Raw genomic sequence first — 16986 nt, 5'->3', positions numbered from 1 at the left:
TCGTCGCGTGTGGCCGTACCGGTTCTCACGTCCCGGTGGCGCGCGCGGACGCCTCGACGCCGAGCTCGGCCGCGAACCACTGAAGAGTCCGGCGTAGACCGGCGTCGCGCGGTACGGCGGGCCGCCAGCCGAGGCGTTCGCGGGCCAGGGTGGTGTCCGGGCGGCGCACGCCGGGATCGTCGACGGGTCGGTCGACGAACGCGATCGGCGAGTCGGATCCGGCCAGCTCGCGGATGGCCTCCGCGAGCTCCAGGATCGTCATCTCCTCCGGGTTGCCGATGTTGACCGGCCCGGGAAGATCGCTGCGGGCCAGGGCGAGGATGCCGTTCACCGTGTCGTCGACATAGCAGATCGACCGGGTCTGGCTGCCGTCGCCCGCGACCGTGAGCGGCTCGCCGAGCAGCGCCTGGCGCATGAACGTCGGGATCGCCCGGCCGTCGTGCGGGCGCATCCGCGGGCCGTACGTGTTGAAGATCCGGACGATGCCGGTGTTCACGCCGCGGCTGTTGCGGTACGCGGTCGTCAGCGCCTCGCCGTAGCGCTTGGCCTCGTCGTACACGCTGCGCGGCCCGACCGGGTTGACGTTGCCCCAGTAGTCCTCCCGCTGCGGGTGCCGCAGCGGGTCGCCGTACACCTCGCTCGTGGAGGCCAGGATGAACCGCGCGCCCTTCTCCCGCGCCAGGCCGAGCGCGTGCAGCGTGCCGAGCCCGCCGACCTTGAGCGTCTCCAGCGGGAGCTTCAGGTAGTCGATGGGCGAGGCCGCCGACGCGAAGTGCAGCACCAGGTCGACGTCGCCGGGAACGTGGACGAAGCCGGTGACGTCGCACTCGATGAGCCGGAACCCGGGACGGCCCATCAGGTGGGCGACGTTCTGCGGCGAGCCGGTCAGGAAGTTGTCCATGCAGATGACCGACGCGCCCTGCGCGAGGAGGCGTTCGCAGATGTGCGAGCCGAGGAACCCCGCCCCGCCGGTGACCACCGCCCGTTCCGTCATCGGGTCTCACCTCCGAGAGTGCTCGCCGTCTCGCGGACCCGCGCGACCAGACGGCTCGTCGAACGACCATCGAGATAGGGAAGGAGGACGACCTCTCCGCCGTGGCGGCGGACGACGTCCGCCTCCACCAGGTCGCCACCCGAGTAGTCGGCGCCCTTGACCCACACGTCCGGGCGCAGGCGCTCCAGCACGTCGACGGGCGTCAGCTCGTCGAAGACCGCGACCGCGTCGACGCACTCCAGCGCCGACAGGACACGGGCGCGGTCGCTCGCCGTCACCACCGGCCGGTCGGGGCCCTTCAGCGCCCGTACGGACGCGTCCGAGTTGATGCAGACCACCAGGCAGTCGCCGAGGCGCCGGGCCTCCCGCAGCATGTTGACGTGACCGGCGTGCAGCAGGTCGAAGCAACCGCCGGTCGCCACGATCCGGCCGCCGCGCCCGCGGACCCGCTCGACGACCTCCCAGGGCTCGCCGTCGGCCGGCGCGGCGGGCGGATCCGGGGCCGCCGGAGCCGTGCCGGCGCCGAAGACGGCGCCGGCGCCACCGGCGGCGACGAACCCGCTCGCGTACCGCACCGCCTCGGTCACCGCCTCGGTGACGAGACCGCCCCCGCGCAGCACGTGGGCGGCGGCCGCCGCGAAGGAGTCGCCCGCCCCGCAGGTGTCGGCCCGGTCGGTGATCCCGGTCTCCGGGGCGGGCGCGACGAACGGCACCCCGTCGCCGACCGACAGCAGCGCCCCGCGGTCGCCGAGGGTCACGGCGACGCCGCCCACCTCCCAGCGTTCCACCAGCGTGGCGGCGTCCCGCGCGGCCTGGGCGAACCCCCCGTCGCCGACGGTCGGCTCGTCGCCGGCGAAGGCGCGGGCCTCGGCGCGGTTCGGCGTCACGAGACGGGTACGGGGGAGCGGCGCGGCCCCGCGCGGATGCGGGTCCCACACGATCGGCGTGCGACCGGACAGGGCCGCCAGCAGCCGCCGTATCTCGGGGTGGGCGGCCACGCCTCGTCCGTAGTCGGAGACCAGGACGGCGCCGGCTCCCTCCAGCACGGTCGCGACCCGCGGGTCGACCGGCCCGTCGGCCGCGCGCCCGTCGCCGGTGTCGAGCCGGACGAGCGACTGCCCGGCGGCGCGGACGCGGATCTTGCTGGGCGTCGTGCCCCGCATCGGAAGGGGGACGACCTCGACGTGCCGGGCGAGAAGGTCGCGGACCCGCCGCCCGGACCGGTCGTCGCCGAGCGCGGTGACCACGACGACGTCCCGCCCGGTCAGGCGGGCGGCCAGGGTCGCGGCCAGGCCGGCGCCGCCCGCGCGGTGATGCTCGCGCTGGCAGTCGACGACGGGAACGGGGGCGTCCGGGGTCAGTCGTTCGGCGGATCCCTCGAGGTCGACGTCGAGCAGGACGTCGCCGATGACGACCAGCGGGCCGCCCCTCATACGGTCTCCTCGGCTTCGCGGTCCAGGTCCATCACGCGGCGGGCGCCGTCACCGGCCCCGCGCGCCACCGTGACGTCGCCGGTCCCGCGTCCCATCGCGCCGTCGGCGGTGCCGCGCACGACCGCGCCGTCGCCGGTCCCGCGCGCCATCGCGCCGTCGCCGGTCCCGCACATCACCGCGCCGTCGCGGGTGCCGCACACCACCGCGTCGATCGCGGCGCAGAGCATGTGGATCGCGGCCAGATGCACCTCCTGGACGGTGGCGGTCGACGGCGCCTCGACCGTGATCGCCTCGGCGCAGACCCCCGCCAGAGGGTTCGGGCCGGGCCCGGTCAGCGCCCAGGCGCGCACGCCGACCTCGGCGGCGGCCTTGGCGGCGGCGATGATGTTCTTGCTGCTGCCGCTGGTGGACAGGCAGATCAGCACGTCGCCGGGCCGGCCGTGCGCCCGGACCTGCCGGGCGAACATCTCCTCGTGGCCGTAGTCGTTGCCGATCGCGGTCAGCGCCGAGATGTCGGTGTGCAGCGGGATCGCCGCGAACGGCCGGCGCTCGGTCTGGTACCGGCCGACGAGCTCGGCGGTGAGGTGCTGGGCCTGTTCGGCGCTGCCGCCGTTCCCGCAGGCGAGCAGGCGTCCGCCGTCCTCCAGGACGGTGGCCAGCCGCCGTCCCCAGCTCTCGAGGCGGGGGGTCTGGGCCTGGAATCGCCGCAGCGCCTCTTCGAGCGCGGTGAGATGTGAAGCGATCATGACCGTGCTCCTTCCGCGAAGGCCAGCCGTTCCCGCGCCGTCTCGATCACCCGCTCGTAGACGGCCTCCGTCTCGGCCGCCACCCGGTCCCACGGGTACCGGTTCTGTGCGTGCTCGGCCGCCGCGCGGCCCAGGGAACGCCGCAGGCCGGAGTCGCCGAGCAGCCGGCGCAGGCTCGCGGCCAGCTCGTCCGGCCGCCGGGGCGGCACGCGCAGCCCGGTGACGCCGTCGAGGACGGTGTCGAGGTGCCCGCCCACCGCCGAGGCGACGACGGGCACACCGCAGGCCATCGCCTCGATCGGGACGATGCCGAACGGTTCGTACCAGGGGACGGAGACGACGACGTCCGCCGAGCGGACCAGCGCCGGGATCTCGTCGTGCGCGACCCGGCCCAGGAAGACGACGCGGTCGGCCACGCCGTGCTCCTCCGCCAGGCCCATCAGCCGGCGCGCCTCCGGGTCGCCGCGCAGCCTGGAGCGTTCGGGCCCGCCCGCGATCAGCAGTTCCGCGTCGGGGACCCGGCCCATCGCCTCGATGAGGGTGTCCACGCCCTTACGGGGGACCAGCCGGCCGACCGTCAGGACGCGCGGCCGTGCGCCGTCGCGCTCGGCGACGGGGCCCTCCGGGCGGAAGCGCTCGGTGTCGACCCCGCAGGGCACGACGAAGACGCGGTCCGGCGGCACGCCGTACGCGCCCAGCTCCCGTACCTCGTCGGTGCAGGTCGCGACGACCGCGGTGGCCTCGCGCCCGACCTGGCCCTCCAGGCGCACCCGCCCGGGCGGGCTCGTGTCGGCGTCCCGCTGGTAGCGGCGCTTCACCCGGCCGAGAGCGTGGAACGTCTGCACCACCGGCACGCCGTGCTCACGGGCGCCGCCGAGGGCGGCGAGCCCGCTCATCCAGAAGTGAGCGTGAACGACGTCCGGGGGTCTGCTCAGCCACCGCCGTCCCAGGTGCGCCGCGAAGGCGGCCATGTACGGCAGCAGGTCGTCCTTGGGGATCGGACGCGGCGGGCCCGCCGGCACGTGCTCGACCGTCACTCCGGGCGCGAACGGCACCGAGTCCGGCAGGTCGGCGTCGTCGCGACGGGTGTGAACGACGACCTCGTGACCACGCTCCGCCAGTGCGACGGCGAGCGCCCTCACGTGGACGTTCTGGCCCCCGGCATCAGCGCCCCCCAGCGTCGCTAGCGGACTGGCGTGCTCCGAGACCATGTCGATGTTCAAGAGTCACTCCTTTATCAGCGGGCCTACCGGTCGCCGTTGCCGAGGAGAGCTGTCTCAAACACTGACTCGTCGCAGCAAAGACGTGCTCGACGTACTGAACTGGGACTTCGTCCAGTTCGTGTCAAGCCCTGAGACGCCTTGTGTAACTGCGGAAACGCACCGTGAGGTGGCCCGCAGCCGCGTCCAGAACGCCGCTGAGGGCCAGTTACCCGCTCTGAGAAGCCTTAACAAACCATTACCGTCCGGACGCCTACCCGGGATGCTCCCGGCAATGGAACTGACAGGCGCGGTTTACCGCCCGAGCCTCAGGGCACCGACCTGCGGGAACGAATGCGGATGAGGGGGGACTCTGTGCGAGTGCTCGGCATCAACGCCATCTTTCACGACCCGGCGGCGGCGCTCGTCGTCGACGGGCGCGTGGTGGCCGCCGCGGAGGAGGAACGGTTCAGCCGCCGTAAGCACGGCAAACGGCCCGTGCCCTTCTCGGCGTGGGAGCAGCCGGTGGAGGCGGCTCGCTGGTGCCTGTCGCAGGCGGGGCTGACGCCCGGCCAGGTCGACCTGGTCGGCTACTCCTACGACCCCTCACTCGTGCTCCCGCCCGAGGAGATGGGCCTCGACGACACCTGGGACCACCTGCGCACGATGTACGCGAAGGAGGCGCCGGGCTTCATCGCCGACGCGCTGCCGGGCCTGGACCGGGACAAGGTCCGGTTCGTGCCGCACCACGTCGCCCACGCCGCCTCCGGAGGGCTGGCCGTCTCCACGGCCGAGCCGCGCAGCGTCCTCGTCTGCGACGGACGCGGCGAGCGGGCCTCCCACCTGTCGGGCCGGTACGACGGCGGGCGGCTGGAGGTCCTGGCCGGCCAGCGGCTCCCGCACTCGCTCGGCCTGATGTACGAGGACCTCACCTCCCACCTGGGCTTCCTGCGCTCCTCCGACGAGTACAAGGTCATGGCGCTCGCGTCGTACGGCAAGCCGCGCTTCCTCGACCGGTTGCGCGCCGCCGTCCGGGCCACCGACGACGGCGGGTTCGTCACCGAGCGGATCGACTGGGAGGAGCTCGCGCCGCGCCGCCGGGCCGACGAGGACTGGACGAGCGCGCACGCCGACCTGGCCGCCAGCGTGCAGCGCCGCCTCGAAGAGGTCCTCCTCGACCTCGCGCGCTGGCTGCACGAGCGCACCGGCGACCGGATCCTCACCATGGCCGGCGGAACCGCGCTGAACTGCGTCGCCAACACCGTCCTGCACCGGGAGGGCCCGTTCGAGGAGGTGTGGGTGCAGCCCGCCGCCGGGGACGCGGGCACCGCGCTCGGCGCCGCCCTGCACGTGGCCGCCACCGAGGGAGAGCCCCTGGAGCCCATGCCCGGCGCGGACCTCGGCCGCGGGTTCACGGACGAGGAGATCGAGCGGGCGCTGCGCACCGCGCGGCTGCCCTACGAGCGGCCCGCCGACCTGGCCGACACGGTCGCGGAGGTCCTCGCGGGCGACGGCATCGTTGCCTGGTTCCAGGGCCGGGCCGAGTACGGCCCGCGCGCCCTCGGGCACCGTTCGCTGCTCGCCCACCCCGGCCGCAAGGCGAACCTCGAACGCCTCAACGACGTCAAGGGCCGCGAGCAGTTCCGGCCGGTCGCCCCGATGGTGCTGCTGGAGCGCGCCCCGGAGATCTTCGCGCGGGGCCCGATCCCCAGCCCGTACATGCTGTTCGTGCACGACGTCGCGCCGCAGTGGCAGGACCGCATCCCGGCCGTCGTCCACGTGGACGGCACGGCGCGCGTCCAGACCGTCGACCCGGCACGGGAGCCGCGCGTCGCCGCGCTGCTGACCGCCTTCGAGCGGCGCACCGGCTTGCCGGTGCTGGTCAACACGAGCCTCAACACCGCCGGGCGGCCGATCGTCGACGACATCAAGGACGTCCTGGAGTGCTTCGGCGCGACCCCGATCGACCTGCTCGCCATCGGCCCGTTCGTGGTGAGGCGCGCGTGAGCGCCGGCCTGGAGAATCCGGCGGAGGCCCGCGCCGCGAACACGGGGGAGGAGACCGGCGTCACGTACGCCGTCGTGATCCCGACGCTCGTGCGGCCCTGCCTGGACGCCTGCCTCGAGGCGCTGGCCACGGCGTCCGGCCCGCTCCCCGCGGAGATCGTCCTGGTCGACGACCGGCGCTCCGCCGAAGGCGGCACGCCGATCACGGTCCCCGAGCCGCTCCTTCCCCTGACGCAGGTCGTCGCCGCCGGCGGGCGCGGACCGGCGGCGGCGCGCAACCTCGGCTGGCGGCGCACGTCCGCCCCGTGGGTGGTGTTCCTGGACGACGACGTACGGGTGGGCCCGGACTGGCGGTCCCGCCTCGTGGCCGACCTCGCCGAACGGCCGGCGCGCGTCGGCGGCGTGCAGGGCCGGATCCGGGTGCCGCTGCCCGAGGACCGGCGCCCGACCGACTGGGAGCGGGGGACCGCCGGGCTGGCCGAGGCCCGGTGGATCACCGCGGACCTCGCCTACCGCCGCGAGGCCCTCGTGGAGTGCGGCGGCTTCGACGAACGCTTCCCCCGCGCGTTCCGCGAGGACGCCGACATCGCGCTGCGGGTCCTGCAGGCCGGCTGGTCGATGGAGCGCGGCGAACGCACCACCACGCACCCCGTGCGCCCGGCCTCGCCGTGGATCAGCGTCCGCACCCAGGCGGGCAACGCCGACGACGCGCTGATGCACGCCCTGCACGGCCGGGACTGGTACGAACGCGCCGGGGAGGTCCGCGGGCGGCGGCCCCGGCACCTGGCGATCACCGCCGCCGGGCTCGCCGCGGTGGGCCTGGCGGCCACCGGGCGCAGGCGCCTCGCGCTGGCCGCGGCGGTCGGCGCCCTCACCGGCGTCGCGGAGTTCGCGGCCGCGCGCGTCAAGCCCGGGCCCCGTACGCCGCGCGAGGTCGCGGTGATGACGGCGACGAGCCTGGCGATCCCGCCGGTCGCCACCTGGCACTGGCTGCGCGGCCTCGCCGCGACGCGGTCCGCCACGCCCTGGCCGCCGCCGGTCAAGGCCGTGCTGTTCGACCGGGACGGCACGCTGATCCACGACGTCCCGTACAACGGAGATCCCGACAAGGTCGAGCCGGTGCCCGGCGCGAAGGAGGCCCTGGACCTCGCCCGGCGCTCCGGGCTGCGCGTCGGCGTCGTCACGAACCAGTCCGCGATCGCCCGCGGCCTGGCCACCGAGGCCGAGGTCGCGAAGGTCAACGCGCGGGTGACCGAGTTGCTCGGCCCGTTCGACACGTGGCGGCAGTGCCCGCACGGCGCGGACGACGGGTGCGACTGCCGCAAACCCGCTCCCGGCCTGGTGCTGCGGGCGGCGGCCGACCTCGGCGTCGCCCCCGAGGAGTGCCTGGTCGTCGGGGACATCGGCGCCGACGTCGCGGCGGCGCGTGCTGCCGGGGCGCGCAGCGTCCTGATCCCGACGCCGCAGACCCGGCCGGAGGAGACCGTCGGCGTACGCCGGGCGGCCGGGCTGGAGGCGGCCGTCCGGTACGCGCTCGCGGGCGGTACGGGTGCGGTGGTGTGGCATGGGTGACGGCGGGGCGGAGCGGCGTTCGCTCGTGGTGCGCCTGGACAACGCCGGTGACGTGCTGCTCGCCGGGCCGGCCGTCCGCGCCGTCGCCGCGCACTCCGCGCACGTCACCATGCTGGTGGGGCCGCACGGCGAGGCGGCGGCCCGGCTGCTGCCCGGCGTCGACGAGGTCGTCGTGTGGCGCGCCCCCTGGGTCGACCTCCGGCCGCCGCCGGTCCACCGCGGCGAGATCGACGCGCTCGTGGACCGGCTGGCCGACGGCCGGTTCGACGAGGCGCTGATCCTGACGTCCTTCCACCAGTCGCCGCTGCCGACGGCGCTGCTGCTGCGGCTCGCCGGCGTCGCGCGGACGGCCGCGATCAGCGTCGACTACCCGGGCGCGCTGCTGGACGTACGGCACCGGTTGGACGACGACGTCCCGGAGGCCGAGCGCGGGCTGTCGCTGGCCCGCGCGGCCGGGTTCGTGCTGCCGCCCGGGGACGATGGGCGCCTCGCCGTGCGGATGCCGCTGCCCGACGTTCGGCACCTGACCGGCGAGGACCGGTACGTCGTCCTCCACCCGGGCGCCTCGGTCCCGGCGCGGGCGTGGCCGGACCGGCGCTGCGCCGAGGCCGTAGAGGAGCTGACCGGGCGCGGGTGGCGGACCCTCGTCACCGGCACCGCCGGCGAGCGCGACCTGACGGCGCGCGTCGCGGGGAAGGCCGGCGTGGACCTGGGCGGCCGTACCGGAATGGCCGAGCTCGCGGCGATCCTCGCCGGGGCGGCCGTGGTCGTCGTCGGCAACACCGGCCCGGCGCACCTGGCCGCCGCCGTGCGGACGCCGGTCGTGTCGCTGTTCGCGCCCGTCGTCCCGGCCGCGCGGTGGGCGCCCTACGGCGTGCCGTACGTCCTGCTCGGCGACCAGGACGCCGCCTGCCGCGACACCCGGGCCCGCGAGTGCCCCATTGACGGACATCCCTGCCTGGCGGAGGTCACGGCCCAGGAGGTCGCCGACTCCGTCGAGAAACTGGCCATCGAGGTGAGCCGATGAAGGTGCTGATCTGGCACGTCCACGGGTCGTGGGCGACCGCCTTCGTCCAGGGGCCGCACACGTACGTGCTGCCCGTGACGCCGGACCGCGGGCCGGACGGTCTCGGCCGGGCCCGTACGTGGGAGTGGCCGGCGAACGCCGTCGAGGTGCCGCCCGAGCGGCTCCGCGACGAGGAGATCGACGTGGTCGTCCTCCAGCGGCCCCACGAGGAGAAACTCGTCGAGGAGTGGCTGGGCCGCCGCCCCGGCGTGGACGTGCCTGCCGTGTACGTCGAGCACGACGCGCCGTGGGGCGACGTGCCGCTGACCCGGCACCCGATGGCCGACCGGCCGGAGATCCTCCTCGTCCACGTCACCCACTTCAACCGGCTGATGTGGGACAACGGGCGCACCCCGACCGCCGTCGTCGAGCACGGCATCGTCGACCCGGGCCCGCAGTGGACCGGCGAGATCGAGCGGACCGCCGTGGTGGTCAACGAGCCGCTGCGGCGCGGCCGGTACGTCGGCACCGACCTGCTGCCGTACTTCGGCGACGGCGCCGGCCTGGACGTCTTCGGGATGAAGGTCCGGGACCTGCCCGGCCGGCTCGGCCTGCCCGACGCCCGCGCGTACGAGGACCTGCCGCAGGAGCGCATGCACGAGGAGCTGGCCCGGCGGCGCGTCTACCTGCATCCGATCCGGTGGACCTCGCTGGGGCTCTCGCTGCTGGAGGCCATGCACCTGGGCATGCCGGTCGTGGCGCTGGCCACCACCGAGGTCGTCGAGGCGGTGCCGCGCGAGGCGGGGATCATCTCCACCCGTCCCGACCGGCTCCGCGAGGGCCTGCGGCGGCTGCTGGCCGACCGCGAGGAGGCCGCTCAGCTCGGCAAGGCCGCCCGCGCCGCCGCGCTGGAGCGCTACGGTCTGGGGCGCTTCCTCGCCGACTGGGAGGAGATCCTGGCCGAGGTGACCCGTTGACGGCCGTCCTGATGCTGCGCGCCCTCGGCCTGGGCGACTTCCTCACCGGCGTGCCCGCCTACCGCGCGCTGCGCCGGGCGTACCCGGACGCCGAGACCGTCCTGGCGGCCCCGGCGGCGCTGCGGCCCCTGGCGGCGCTGACCGGGGCGATCGACCGTCTCCTGCCGGCCGGTGAGCTGCGGCCGATCCCGTGGCAGGGCCCGCCGCCGGAGGTCGCGGTGGACCTGCACGGCAACGGGCCCGCCAGCCACGCGCTGATCGACGCGACCCGCGCCCCGCTGCGGATGATGTACGCCTCCGCGACCGCCCCGGACGTCGACGGCCCGTGGTGGGACGACGACGAGCACGAGGTCGCGCGGTGGTGCCGCCTCGTCGGGCGGTGGGGGATCCCGGCCGACCCGGGCGACCTGCGCCTGCGCGCCCCGGCGGAGGAGCCGCCGGTCCGTCGGGCGGCCGTCGTGCACCCGGGCGCCGCCTACCCCGCCCGGCGCTGGCCGCCCGACCGCTTCGCGGCCGTCGCCCGCGCGCTGGCCGCCGAGGGTCACCCCGTAGTGATCACCGGGACCGCCGGGGAACGCGACCTCGCGGCGGCCGTCGCCGACCGCGCGGGGCTGCCCGCCGCGGCGGTGCTGGCCGGGACGACCGGCCTGGAGGGCCTGGCGGCGCTGGTCGCGGACGCGGCCGTCGTCGTGAGCAACGACACCGGCCTGTCCCACCTGGCGACCGCGTACGGCGTGCCGTCCGTGACGTTGTTCGGCCCCGTCTCCCCGGCGCTGTGGGGCCCGCCGGAGGGCGGCCCGCACGTCGCCCTGTGGCACGGCAGCGGCGGCCGTCCGGGGAACGCCCACGGCACCGAGACCGACCCGCGCCTGCTCCGGATCACCGTCGAGGAGGTCCTCGCCGCCCTGACGGCCCTCCGCCAGCCGGCGGCCTGACCGGCTCCTCACCCGGGGTCGTCGGGCCGATGCCGAAGGGCGAACTCGCTGATCCGAGCGGCCGTCAGCGCGGGGCGCTCCATGGGAAGGGAGTGCCCGGTGCCGGGGATGATCTCACAGTGCACGTCGGGGATCAGCGTCTGGGCTCGTGAGCGCACCGCGGCCGGATCGTGCAGGGTGCTGCGCTGTCCGAGGAGCAGCAAGGTCGGGACCCTCAGCGCACGGAGCCGGTCGTCGGACAGGGCGTGAGCCGGTGGGAGCCGGCGCACGAACGCCATGGCCGATCGGCCCACGCGCAGGAGCTCCGTCTCGTTCAGGGCGCCGTTGCTCAGGATCCGCGCGGCGTGCCGGCGGATGTCTGCGGGTGCCAGGCCGGCGACGCCGCAGGCGAACATCCACGCGAAGAACTTGGCGCCCGGCGGCCCGAGGGCCGGGTCGAGCAAGCACAGGGTCACGGTCCGGGCGGGCGCTTCGATCGCGTGGTGGAGGGCCAGCCAGCCACCGTAGGAGCAGCCGACGAGATGAGCGCGCCGCACGTCCAGGCCGGTGAGCGTCTCCCGCAGCCACGCGGCGCCGTCTTGTCCGTCGCGAATCGGCGCCCGCTGGACCGAGCGGCCCGGTTCCCCGACGGTGTCCACCGTGTAGACCGTGTGCCGCTCGGCGAGCGCCGGGACGTGCGGGTACCACATCAGAGAGTTACCGAGGGCTCCGGAAAGCAAGACGATCGGGGTGGCGTCGACCTCGGCGGAGCCATGCCGGTACACCCGGGTCGTTCCGAACCTGGTGTCCACATCGAGGACCTCACGCGGCCCGGTCCACAGGCGATCGCATGCGCGGTCGTAGGCGGCGTAGAACCGGGATCGGGCCTTCTCGGTGCGGAACCGGCCGACGAGGTCTCGGTCGGTGCCTGACGTCATATGACCTCCATGGCCCGGATGCGGTGAACCGGCGACATGTACGAGACTCTCCGGCTCCGGCTCCGGCGTCAACGGGACAGCAGGGCCTGGGGAGAGGCCTCGCGTACCTTCGACTTGATCCACTTGATCTGGGTGAGGTTCTCCGTGTGCAGGCCGTTCACCAGGGTCAGCATCTCCCCGTCCTTCAGCGCCTGGGCGAGCTGGCCGACGGCGATCCAGGCGACGTTCGCCGCCTGCGCGGCCAGGAACAGCGCGCGCAGGTCCCGCAGCAGGAGGAGCCCCGAGATGCGCTGCCGGCCGAGCAGGTAGGAGGCCCGGCGGCGCAGCTCGGTCAGAGCGGTTCGCAGGGAGCCGGGGCCGGACGGCGCCGCGATCGACCTGCCGTACCGCGCGCCGAGCCGGCGGATCGCGGCGGCGCGCTCGTCGCACTGCCGGGCGAGGTCCCGGCAGACGTAGTAGACCTCCTGGTCGGCGGCCTCCCGCCCGGCGACCCGCCGGAACTCCGCGCCGAGCCTCGTCTCGGCCCGGTGCAGCTGATCGAGCAGCAGGCCGACCTTGTTCACGGCGTCCGCCCTTCCACGGTGTGCGCCCCGGCCGCCGGGACGCGTCCGGCCCCCGCCTCGGGCGCCGCCGCGGGGGCGCGTCTCCCGGCGACCCGCACGACCCGTACGGCGGTGACCTTGAAGATCGGCTGCTTGGACACCGGGTCCCACTCCGTCCGGGTGACCTCGTTGGCCGCCGTGCGCGGCCCGGCCTCCCGCCGGTCCCAGTAGCCGTAGTGGAACGGCACGAACACCGTGCCCGGCCGGATGCCGGTCAGCCGGGCGGGTCCGTGCACGATGCCGCGCCGGGACTCGACCCGTACGAGGTCCCCTTCGGCCACGCCCAGGGACCGGGCGTCGTCGGGGTTGAGCTCCACCCAGACCCGTGGGGCCGCGTCCTGGAGCTGCCGGGCCCGGCCGGTCTTGGTCCGCGTGTGCCAGTGGTAGACGGTGCGGCCGGTGGACAGCTGCAGCGGATAGTCGTCGTCGACCGGCTCGTGCGGCGGCTTGTAGTGCGCCGCCTTGATGATCGCCCGGCCGGCCGGGTCGTGCGCCCGGTACTCGTCCGGTTCGTTCGCCGCCCCGGTCTCCAGGTCGTGGCCGAAGCTCTCGCAGTAGTCCGCGCCGGTGCCGAAGACGCCGTCGGTGTACAGGCGCTCCCGGCCGTCGGGGTACCGCCCGTTGCACGGCCAGGGGATGCCGTCGCGGTCGCGCAGCTTCGCATAGGACAGCCCGGAGTAGTCGCAGGGCCGGTCCCGGGACACCGCCGCGAAGTGCCCGAACGCCTCCTCGGGGGTGCTCCACTTCACCAGCGGGGCGCCGTCCTTGTCGCGGAGGTCCATCCGCCGCGCGTAGTCGAGGAGGACGTCCAGGTCCGCGCGCGCCTCCCCGGGCGGCTCGACCGCCTTGTCGGACAGGTGAACCGTGCGGTCGGCGTTGGTGTACGTACCGGTCTTCTCGCCCCACATCGCCGCGGGGAGCACGACGTCGGCGAGCTCGGCGGTCTCGGTGAGGAACGCGTCCTGGACGACGAGGAACAGCCGCTTCTGGTCCAGGATCGACCGGATGCGGTGCAGTTCGGGGAGCGACACCGCCGGGTTCGTGCAGATCACCCACAGGAAGCGGATCGAGCCCTGCTCGCAGAACCGGAAGATCTCCATGGCGTGGGTGGGCTCCCACCAGTGCGGGATGTCGATGGGGCGGACGTTCCAGTGCCGGGCGAGCAGCTCGACGTGCTCGTCGTTCTGGAAGTTGAGGAACGCGGTCAGGCTGCCGTTCGCGCCGGTCTCACGGGTGTTCTGCGCGGTCGGCTGCCCGTTCATCTGGAAGACCGTGCAGCCCGGCCTGCCGATCATGCCGCGGATGAGGTTGATGTTGTTGATCTGCACGGCCGCCGCGGTGGCCTGGTGGGACTGGTAGACGCCCTGCAGCGCCGTCGACACGAGCCGCCGCCCGGCCCCGATGATCCGGGCGGCCTCGCGGATGTCCGCCGCCTCGACCCCGCAGACCTCGGCGGCGCGCTCGGGCGGGTGGTCGCGTACGACGTCGGCCAGGGCGTCGAAGCCGACGGTGTGGCGGGCGACCCACTCGTGGTCGACCCGGTCCCGCGCGATCAGCTCGTGCAGGATCGCGTTCAGGATCATCACGTTGGTTCCGGGCCGGATGGCCAGGTGGACGTCGGCCTCCCGCGCGACCGGGGTGAGGCGCGGGTCGATGACGACGAGCCGCGGCCGGTCCGGGCCGCGCAGCCGGTCCAGCATGCGCATCCACAGCACGGTCTGGGTCTCGGCGACGTTGTGACCGACGAGCAGCAGGGTGTCGCAGGTGTCGATGTCGGTGTACGAGCCGGGGTTCCCGTCGCTGCCGAAGGACTCGACCAGGGCCCACTCCGCGGTCGCCGTGCACAGCCGGGTGTTGCCGTCCAGGTGGGGGGTGCCGAGGCCGGCGCGCGCGATCACGGCGAGGGTGTAGTACTCCTCCAGGAACAGCTGGCCGGTGTTGTAGAAGCCCAGGCCCAGCCGCCCGTGCCGGTCCATGACCCGCCGCGACCGCTCGGCGACGAGGTTCATCGCGGTGTCCCAGTCGGTCTCGACCAGGCGGCCCCGGCGGCGTACGAGCGGCCGGGTGAGGCGGTCGGGGGAGTTGTTCGCCTGCCAGCCGTAGAGGCCCTTCGGGCCGAGGCGGCCGTGGTTGATCCGGTCCCCGGCCCTGCCGCGGACGCCGGCGATCCGGCCGTCCTTGACCGCGATGTCCATGCCGCAGCAGTTGGAGCACAGCACGCAGGCGGACGGCACCCACCGGTCGACGTCCTCGTCGGCCAGGCCGGGAACGAACCGGTCCACCCGGACCGGCCAGCGTTCCCCGGCGGCGTACGGCGTGCGCGGTCCCCAGATGTCCGCGATCCGGTCGTCGTCCGATCGCGGCCGGGTCATCAGATGTCGCCCTTGTAGAGGATCGCCTGCGGGCCCATCTCCAGCATGTACTCCTGGATCAGCAGCTGGTGCTTCTCCTTCTCCCGCACGATCGGGAAGATGCTCTCGGCGAACTCGTTCAGGCCCAGCGCCAGCCCCAGCTGCTGTGCGGTGGCGAACGCGCCGATCGCGTCCAGATTGACCAGCAGCAGCTGGCGCAGGTGGTTCCACTCATCTCCCGGCGCCCCGCCGGCCTTCCCGATGAGCTGGCCCATCGCCTGCTGGACGCGGGCCATCACGGCCGCACTGAACCGCCGGCCGGTGGGCGGCTCCCGGTCGATGATCCGGTACAGCTCGCCGATCGCGGCCTCGTGCTCTCCCGCGGCCTCGGAGATCTCCAGGAGGTACTCCCTGATGTGCGGCTCGGTGATCTTCTCGGCGGTGTCCCCGGCCATGCGGTGGAACGTCGACTGGGTCATCACCACGTTGCCGAGCCACGTGGCGACCCGGTCGAGCCGGCCCGACCAGAACTCCTCGTCCAGCTCGACGAGGACGGGGCCGGCCATGCCGGCGGTGCTCATCGTGACCTCCTCATCGTCGGGTGATCCGCCACAGGACGCCCGTGTGCCCATAGGCCAGGAGGTAACCGTCGGTCACCTTGACCGCGCCGAAGTCGAGCACGTACAGGGTCCGGCCGTCGGGGCCGAACTTGCAGTCGACCGGCCGTTCGATCCCGCCACGCCCCGGATGGTGGGACGCCGGGCCGGGCTCCGGATTGTGCGCGAACGGGAACGCCTCGCCGCTCGTGACGTCCACGCAGGTGACGTTGAACCCGTGGGTGAGGTCCTCCGGGCGCGGCGAGTTGAGCGGGGCGAGCGTCCCCCACTGGCACTGGAACAGCAGGCCGCGGTGCCCGAACTCGTCCGAGCGGCAGAAGTCCATCTTGGTCATGCAGGAGTGCGGCGGCGCCAGGTACACGGCCGGACCCGCCATGGGCGGCGGGTCCTGGATGAGGGGCAGGGCCTTCTGACCCTTCGTGGGCAGGTGCTTCTCGTGCCACACCGGCAGTCCGTCCCCGGCGAAGTCCGGGAACCCGTACCACTCGGGCTTGTCGACCGAACCGTGCGGCTGGGAGACGGTGCCGATCCGCCAGATCCGGTCCGGGTCCATCGCGACCGCGCGTTCGCCCTTCTCCTCGTAGTCGTTGTCGGAGACGTACAGCTCGCCGTCCTCGCCGAACGCCATGCCGTAGGGGTTGCGCAGCCCCCAGGCCAGCAGTTCCAGCCCCGAACCGTCCGGCCGCGACCGCCACAGCCCCGAACTGCACTTCAGCTCTCCCCGCACCACCTCGCCCGGCGTCGACGGCTCCCCGAACGGCTTGAACGCGGCGGTGCGCGTCAGGAACGGGAACGGCGCGATCGGGTCGCGGCTCCACACGTCGTTGCCGGTGAGCGTCACGTCCTGCCCCGGAACATCGTGGGCCTTCGGATGCTTGGCCAGGTCGACCGTGAACCCCTGCGGCAGCGCGACGCCGTTCTGGGAGACCGAGCCCTGCGCGAAGTACATCAGCCCGTCCGGGCCGAACACCGGGCCGCCGGGCTCGTGCCACCCGCCGTTCGGCAGCCCGTCGACGACGACCTCGCGCTCCCCGGTCTCCAGGTCGTACCGGTCGATGTGGGTGAAGTAGCCGCCCTTGACGCTCACGTAGATCGCGCCGTCCCGGTACGCGACGCCGCGCGGGCCGCCGAGGACCTCCGTGGCGAACTGCTCGACCCTGCCCTCACCGGGATGGAACCGCAGGATGCGTGCCGGCAGGTACGGCCGGGTCGGCCAGGTGCTGCCGCCTTCGAGGATGAACAGGCTCCCATCGTCGGCGAACCCCATGCCCGTCGGAAAGGACAGCCCGACGACGCAGGCGTCGACGGCGTATCCGCCGGGGACGACGACGTCGCCGGGGTCGACCTTCGGCCGGACCAGGGTCGGGAGCCGTTCCAGAGTCCCCGCGGCCGCCGGAGCGGTGTGTACCGACATGGCGCGTGGCGTACCCGGGCCGCCGCGCGCGGGAACCCGCCCGGAACCGGATTTGACCAGGTCATCACGCCTGTTGGAGCGGCCGCGCAGGCACTCACGGCGCGGCGTCCGCCCGGCGCGGCGCGCCGTTTCCGGCGCGGGCGCCACGGGTACGCCCGGGGCCGGGAACGGGGGGACCTATGGAGATCACGCCTGGACGCACGGGGGTGTGGCCGGC

General features: G+C 74.2%; 14 protein-coding genes. 5 read left to right on the top strand and 9 right to left on the bottom strand.

All coding sequences use genetic code 11. The annotated features are described in order from the left end of the window. Window positions 1-25 precede the first annotated feature (25 nt). From NE234_RS10150 to NE234_RS10135, 4 genes are read right to left on the bottom strand one after another with little or no spacing between them, the layout of a single operon-like run. Complete coding sequence (locus NE234_RS10150) at window positions 26-994, bottom strand: UDP-glucuronic acid decarboxylase family protein (RefSeq protein WP_252778639.1); 969 nt, start codon at window positions 992-994, stop codon at window positions 26-28. After that, window positions 991-2427 carry a D-glycero-beta-D-manno-heptose 1-phosphate adenylyltransferase gene (gene rfaE2 / locus NE234_RS10145; RefSeq protein WP_252778638.1) on the bottom strand — a complete coding sequence of 479 codons (1437 nt, stop codon included), beginning with the start codon at window positions 2425-2427 and terminating at the stop codon, window positions 991-993. The genes NE234_RS10150 and rfaE2 overlap by 4 nt, the downstream gene beginning before the upstream one ends. After that, complete coding sequence (locus tag NE234_RS10140) at window positions 2424-3173, bottom strand: D-sedoheptulose-7-phosphate isomerase (RefSeq protein ID WP_252778637.1); 750 nt, start codon at window positions 3171-3173, stop codon at window positions 2424-2426. The genes rfaE2 and NE234_RS10140 overlap by 4 nt, the downstream gene beginning before the upstream one ends. Further along, window positions 3170-4396, bottom strand: coding sequence for a glycosyltransferase (locus tag NE234_RS10135; RefSeq protein WP_252778636.1), 1227 nt, complete (start codon window positions 4394-4396; stop codon window positions 3170-3172). Before NE234_RS10135 ends, NE234_RS10140 begins: the two co-directional genes overlap by 4 nt. Before the next feature lie 351 nt (window positions 4397-4747). Between NE234_RS10135 and NE234_RS10130 the strand changes: the two genes are divergently transcribed. From NE234_RS10130 to NE234_RS10110, 5 genes are read left to right on the top strand one after another with little or no spacing between them, the layout of a single operon-like run. After that, window positions 4748-6379, top strand: a complete 1632-nt coding sequence (locus tag NE234_RS10130) for a carbamoyltransferase family protein (protein ID WP_252778841.1) — start codon at window positions 4748-4750, stop codon at window positions 6377-6379. Continuing rightward, window positions 6376-7950: an HAD-IIIA family hydrolase gene (locus NE234_RS10125; protein WP_252778635.1), complete on the top strand. Its 1575-nt coding sequence runs from the start codon at window positions 6376-6378 to the stop codon at window positions 7948-7950. The genes NE234_RS10130 and NE234_RS10125 overlap by 4 nt, the downstream gene beginning before the upstream one ends. Further along, on the top strand, window positions 7943-8977 hold the full coding sequence (locus NE234_RS10120; RefSeq protein WP_252778634.1) for a glycosyltransferase family 9 protein: 1035 nt from the start codon (window positions 7943-7945) through the stop codon (window positions 8975-8977). The genes NE234_RS10125 and NE234_RS10120 overlap by 8 nt, the downstream gene beginning before the upstream one ends. Next, window positions 8974-9933, top strand: coding sequence for a glycosyltransferase (locus tag NE234_RS10115; RefSeq protein ID WP_252778633.1), 960 nt, complete (start codon window positions 8974-8976; stop codon window positions 9931-9933). Before NE234_RS10120 ends, NE234_RS10115 begins: the two co-directional genes overlap by 4 nt. Continuing rightward, window positions 9930-10868 (top strand): glycosyltransferase family 9 protein, encoded by a 939-nt coding sequence (locus NE234_RS10110; RefSeq protein ID WP_252778632.1) that lies wholly within the window; start codon window positions 9930-9932, stop codon window positions 10866-10868. Before NE234_RS10115 ends, NE234_RS10110 begins: the two co-directional genes overlap by 4 nt. An 8-nt stretch (window positions 10869-10876) precedes the next feature. Here the strand turns inward: NE234_RS10110 and NE234_RS10105 are convergent, their stop codons facing one another. From NE234_RS10105 to NE234_RS10085, 5 genes are all read right to left on the bottom strand, one after another. Continuing rightward, window positions 10877-11785: an alpha/beta fold hydrolase gene (locus NE234_RS10105; protein ID WP_252778631.1), complete on the bottom strand. Its 909-nt coding sequence runs from the start codon at window positions 11783-11785 to the stop codon at window positions 10877-10879. Between the two features lie 68 nt (window positions 11786-11853). Continuing rightward, on the bottom strand, window positions 11854-12348 hold the full coding sequence (locus NE234_RS10100) for a hypothetical protein (RefSeq protein WP_252778630.1): 495 nt from the start codon (window positions 12346-12348) through the stop codon (window positions 11854-11856). After that, on the bottom strand, window positions 12345-14759 hold the full coding sequence (locus NE234_RS10095) for a molybdopterin oxidoreductase family protein (protein ID WP_252778629.1): 2415 nt from the start codon (window positions 14757-14759) through the stop codon (window positions 12345-12347). The genes NE234_RS10100 and NE234_RS10095 overlap by 4 nt, the downstream gene beginning before the upstream one ends. Continuing rightward, window positions 14759-15319: a hypothetical protein gene (locus tag NE234_RS10090; RefSeq protein WP_252778628.1), complete on the bottom strand. Its 561-nt coding sequence runs from the start codon at window positions 15317-15319 to the stop codon at window positions 14759-14761. The genes NE234_RS10095 and NE234_RS10090 overlap by 1 nt, the downstream gene beginning before the upstream one ends. A 10-nt stretch (window positions 15320-15329) precedes the next feature. Next, a complete protein-coding gene (locus NE234_RS10085) occupies window positions 15330-16769 on the bottom strand; it encodes a PQQ-dependent sugar dehydrogenase (protein WP_252778627.1) in 1440 nt (479 codons plus the stop codon). Window positions 16770-16986: the final 217 nt, after the last annotated feature.

This window comes from Actinoallomurus rhizosphaericola (assembly GCF_024055675.1).
GTDB classification, from domain to species: domain Bacteria; phylum Actinomycetota; class Actinomycetes; order Streptosporangiales; family Streptosporangiaceae; genus Actinoallomurus; species Actinoallomurus soli.
This window is presented reverse-complemented; position numbering and strand designations above follow the sequence as displayed.

What these genes read in the sequence shown, in the direction of transcription:
- NE234_RS10115 (WP_252778633.1), top strand. Translation starts at nt 8,974, where the DNA reads ATGAAGGTGCTGATCTGGCACGTCCACGGGTCGTGGGCGACCGCCTTC.
- NE234_RS10120 (WP_252778634.1), top strand. Translation starts at nt 7,943, where the DNA reads ATGGGTGACGGCGGGGCGGAGCGGCGTTCGCTCGTGGTGCGCCTGGAC.
- NE234_RS10140 (WP_252778637.1), bottom strand. Translation starts at nt 3,173, where the DNA reads ATGATCGCTTCACATCTCACCGCGCTCGAAGAGGCGCTGCGGCGATTC.
- NE234_RS10085 (WP_252778627.1), bottom strand. Translation starts at nt 16,769, where the DNA reads ATGTCGGTACACACCGCTCCGGCGGCCGCGGGGACTCTGGAACGGCTC.
- NE234_RS10150 (WP_252778639.1), bottom strand. Translation starts at nt 994, where the DNA reads ATGACGGAACGGGCGGTGGTCACCGGCGGGGCGGGGTTCCTCGGCTCG.
- rfaE2 (WP_252778638.1), bottom strand. Translation starts at nt 2,427, where the DNA reads ATGAGGGGCGGCCCGCTGGTCGTCATCGGCGACGTCCTGCTCGACGTC.
- NE234_RS10105 (WP_252778631.1), bottom strand. Translation starts at nt 11,785, where the DNA reads ATGACGTCAGGCACCGACCGAGACCTCGTCGGCCGGTTCCGCACCGAG.
- NE234_RS10095 (WP_252778629.1), bottom strand. Translation starts at nt 14,759, where the DNA reads ATGACCCGGCCGCGATCGGACGACGACCGGATCGCGGACATCTGGGGA.
- NE234_RS10090 (WP_252778628.1), bottom strand. Translation starts at nt 15,319, where the DNA reads ATGAGCACCGCCGGCATGGCCGGCCCCGTCCTCGTCGAGCTGGACGAG.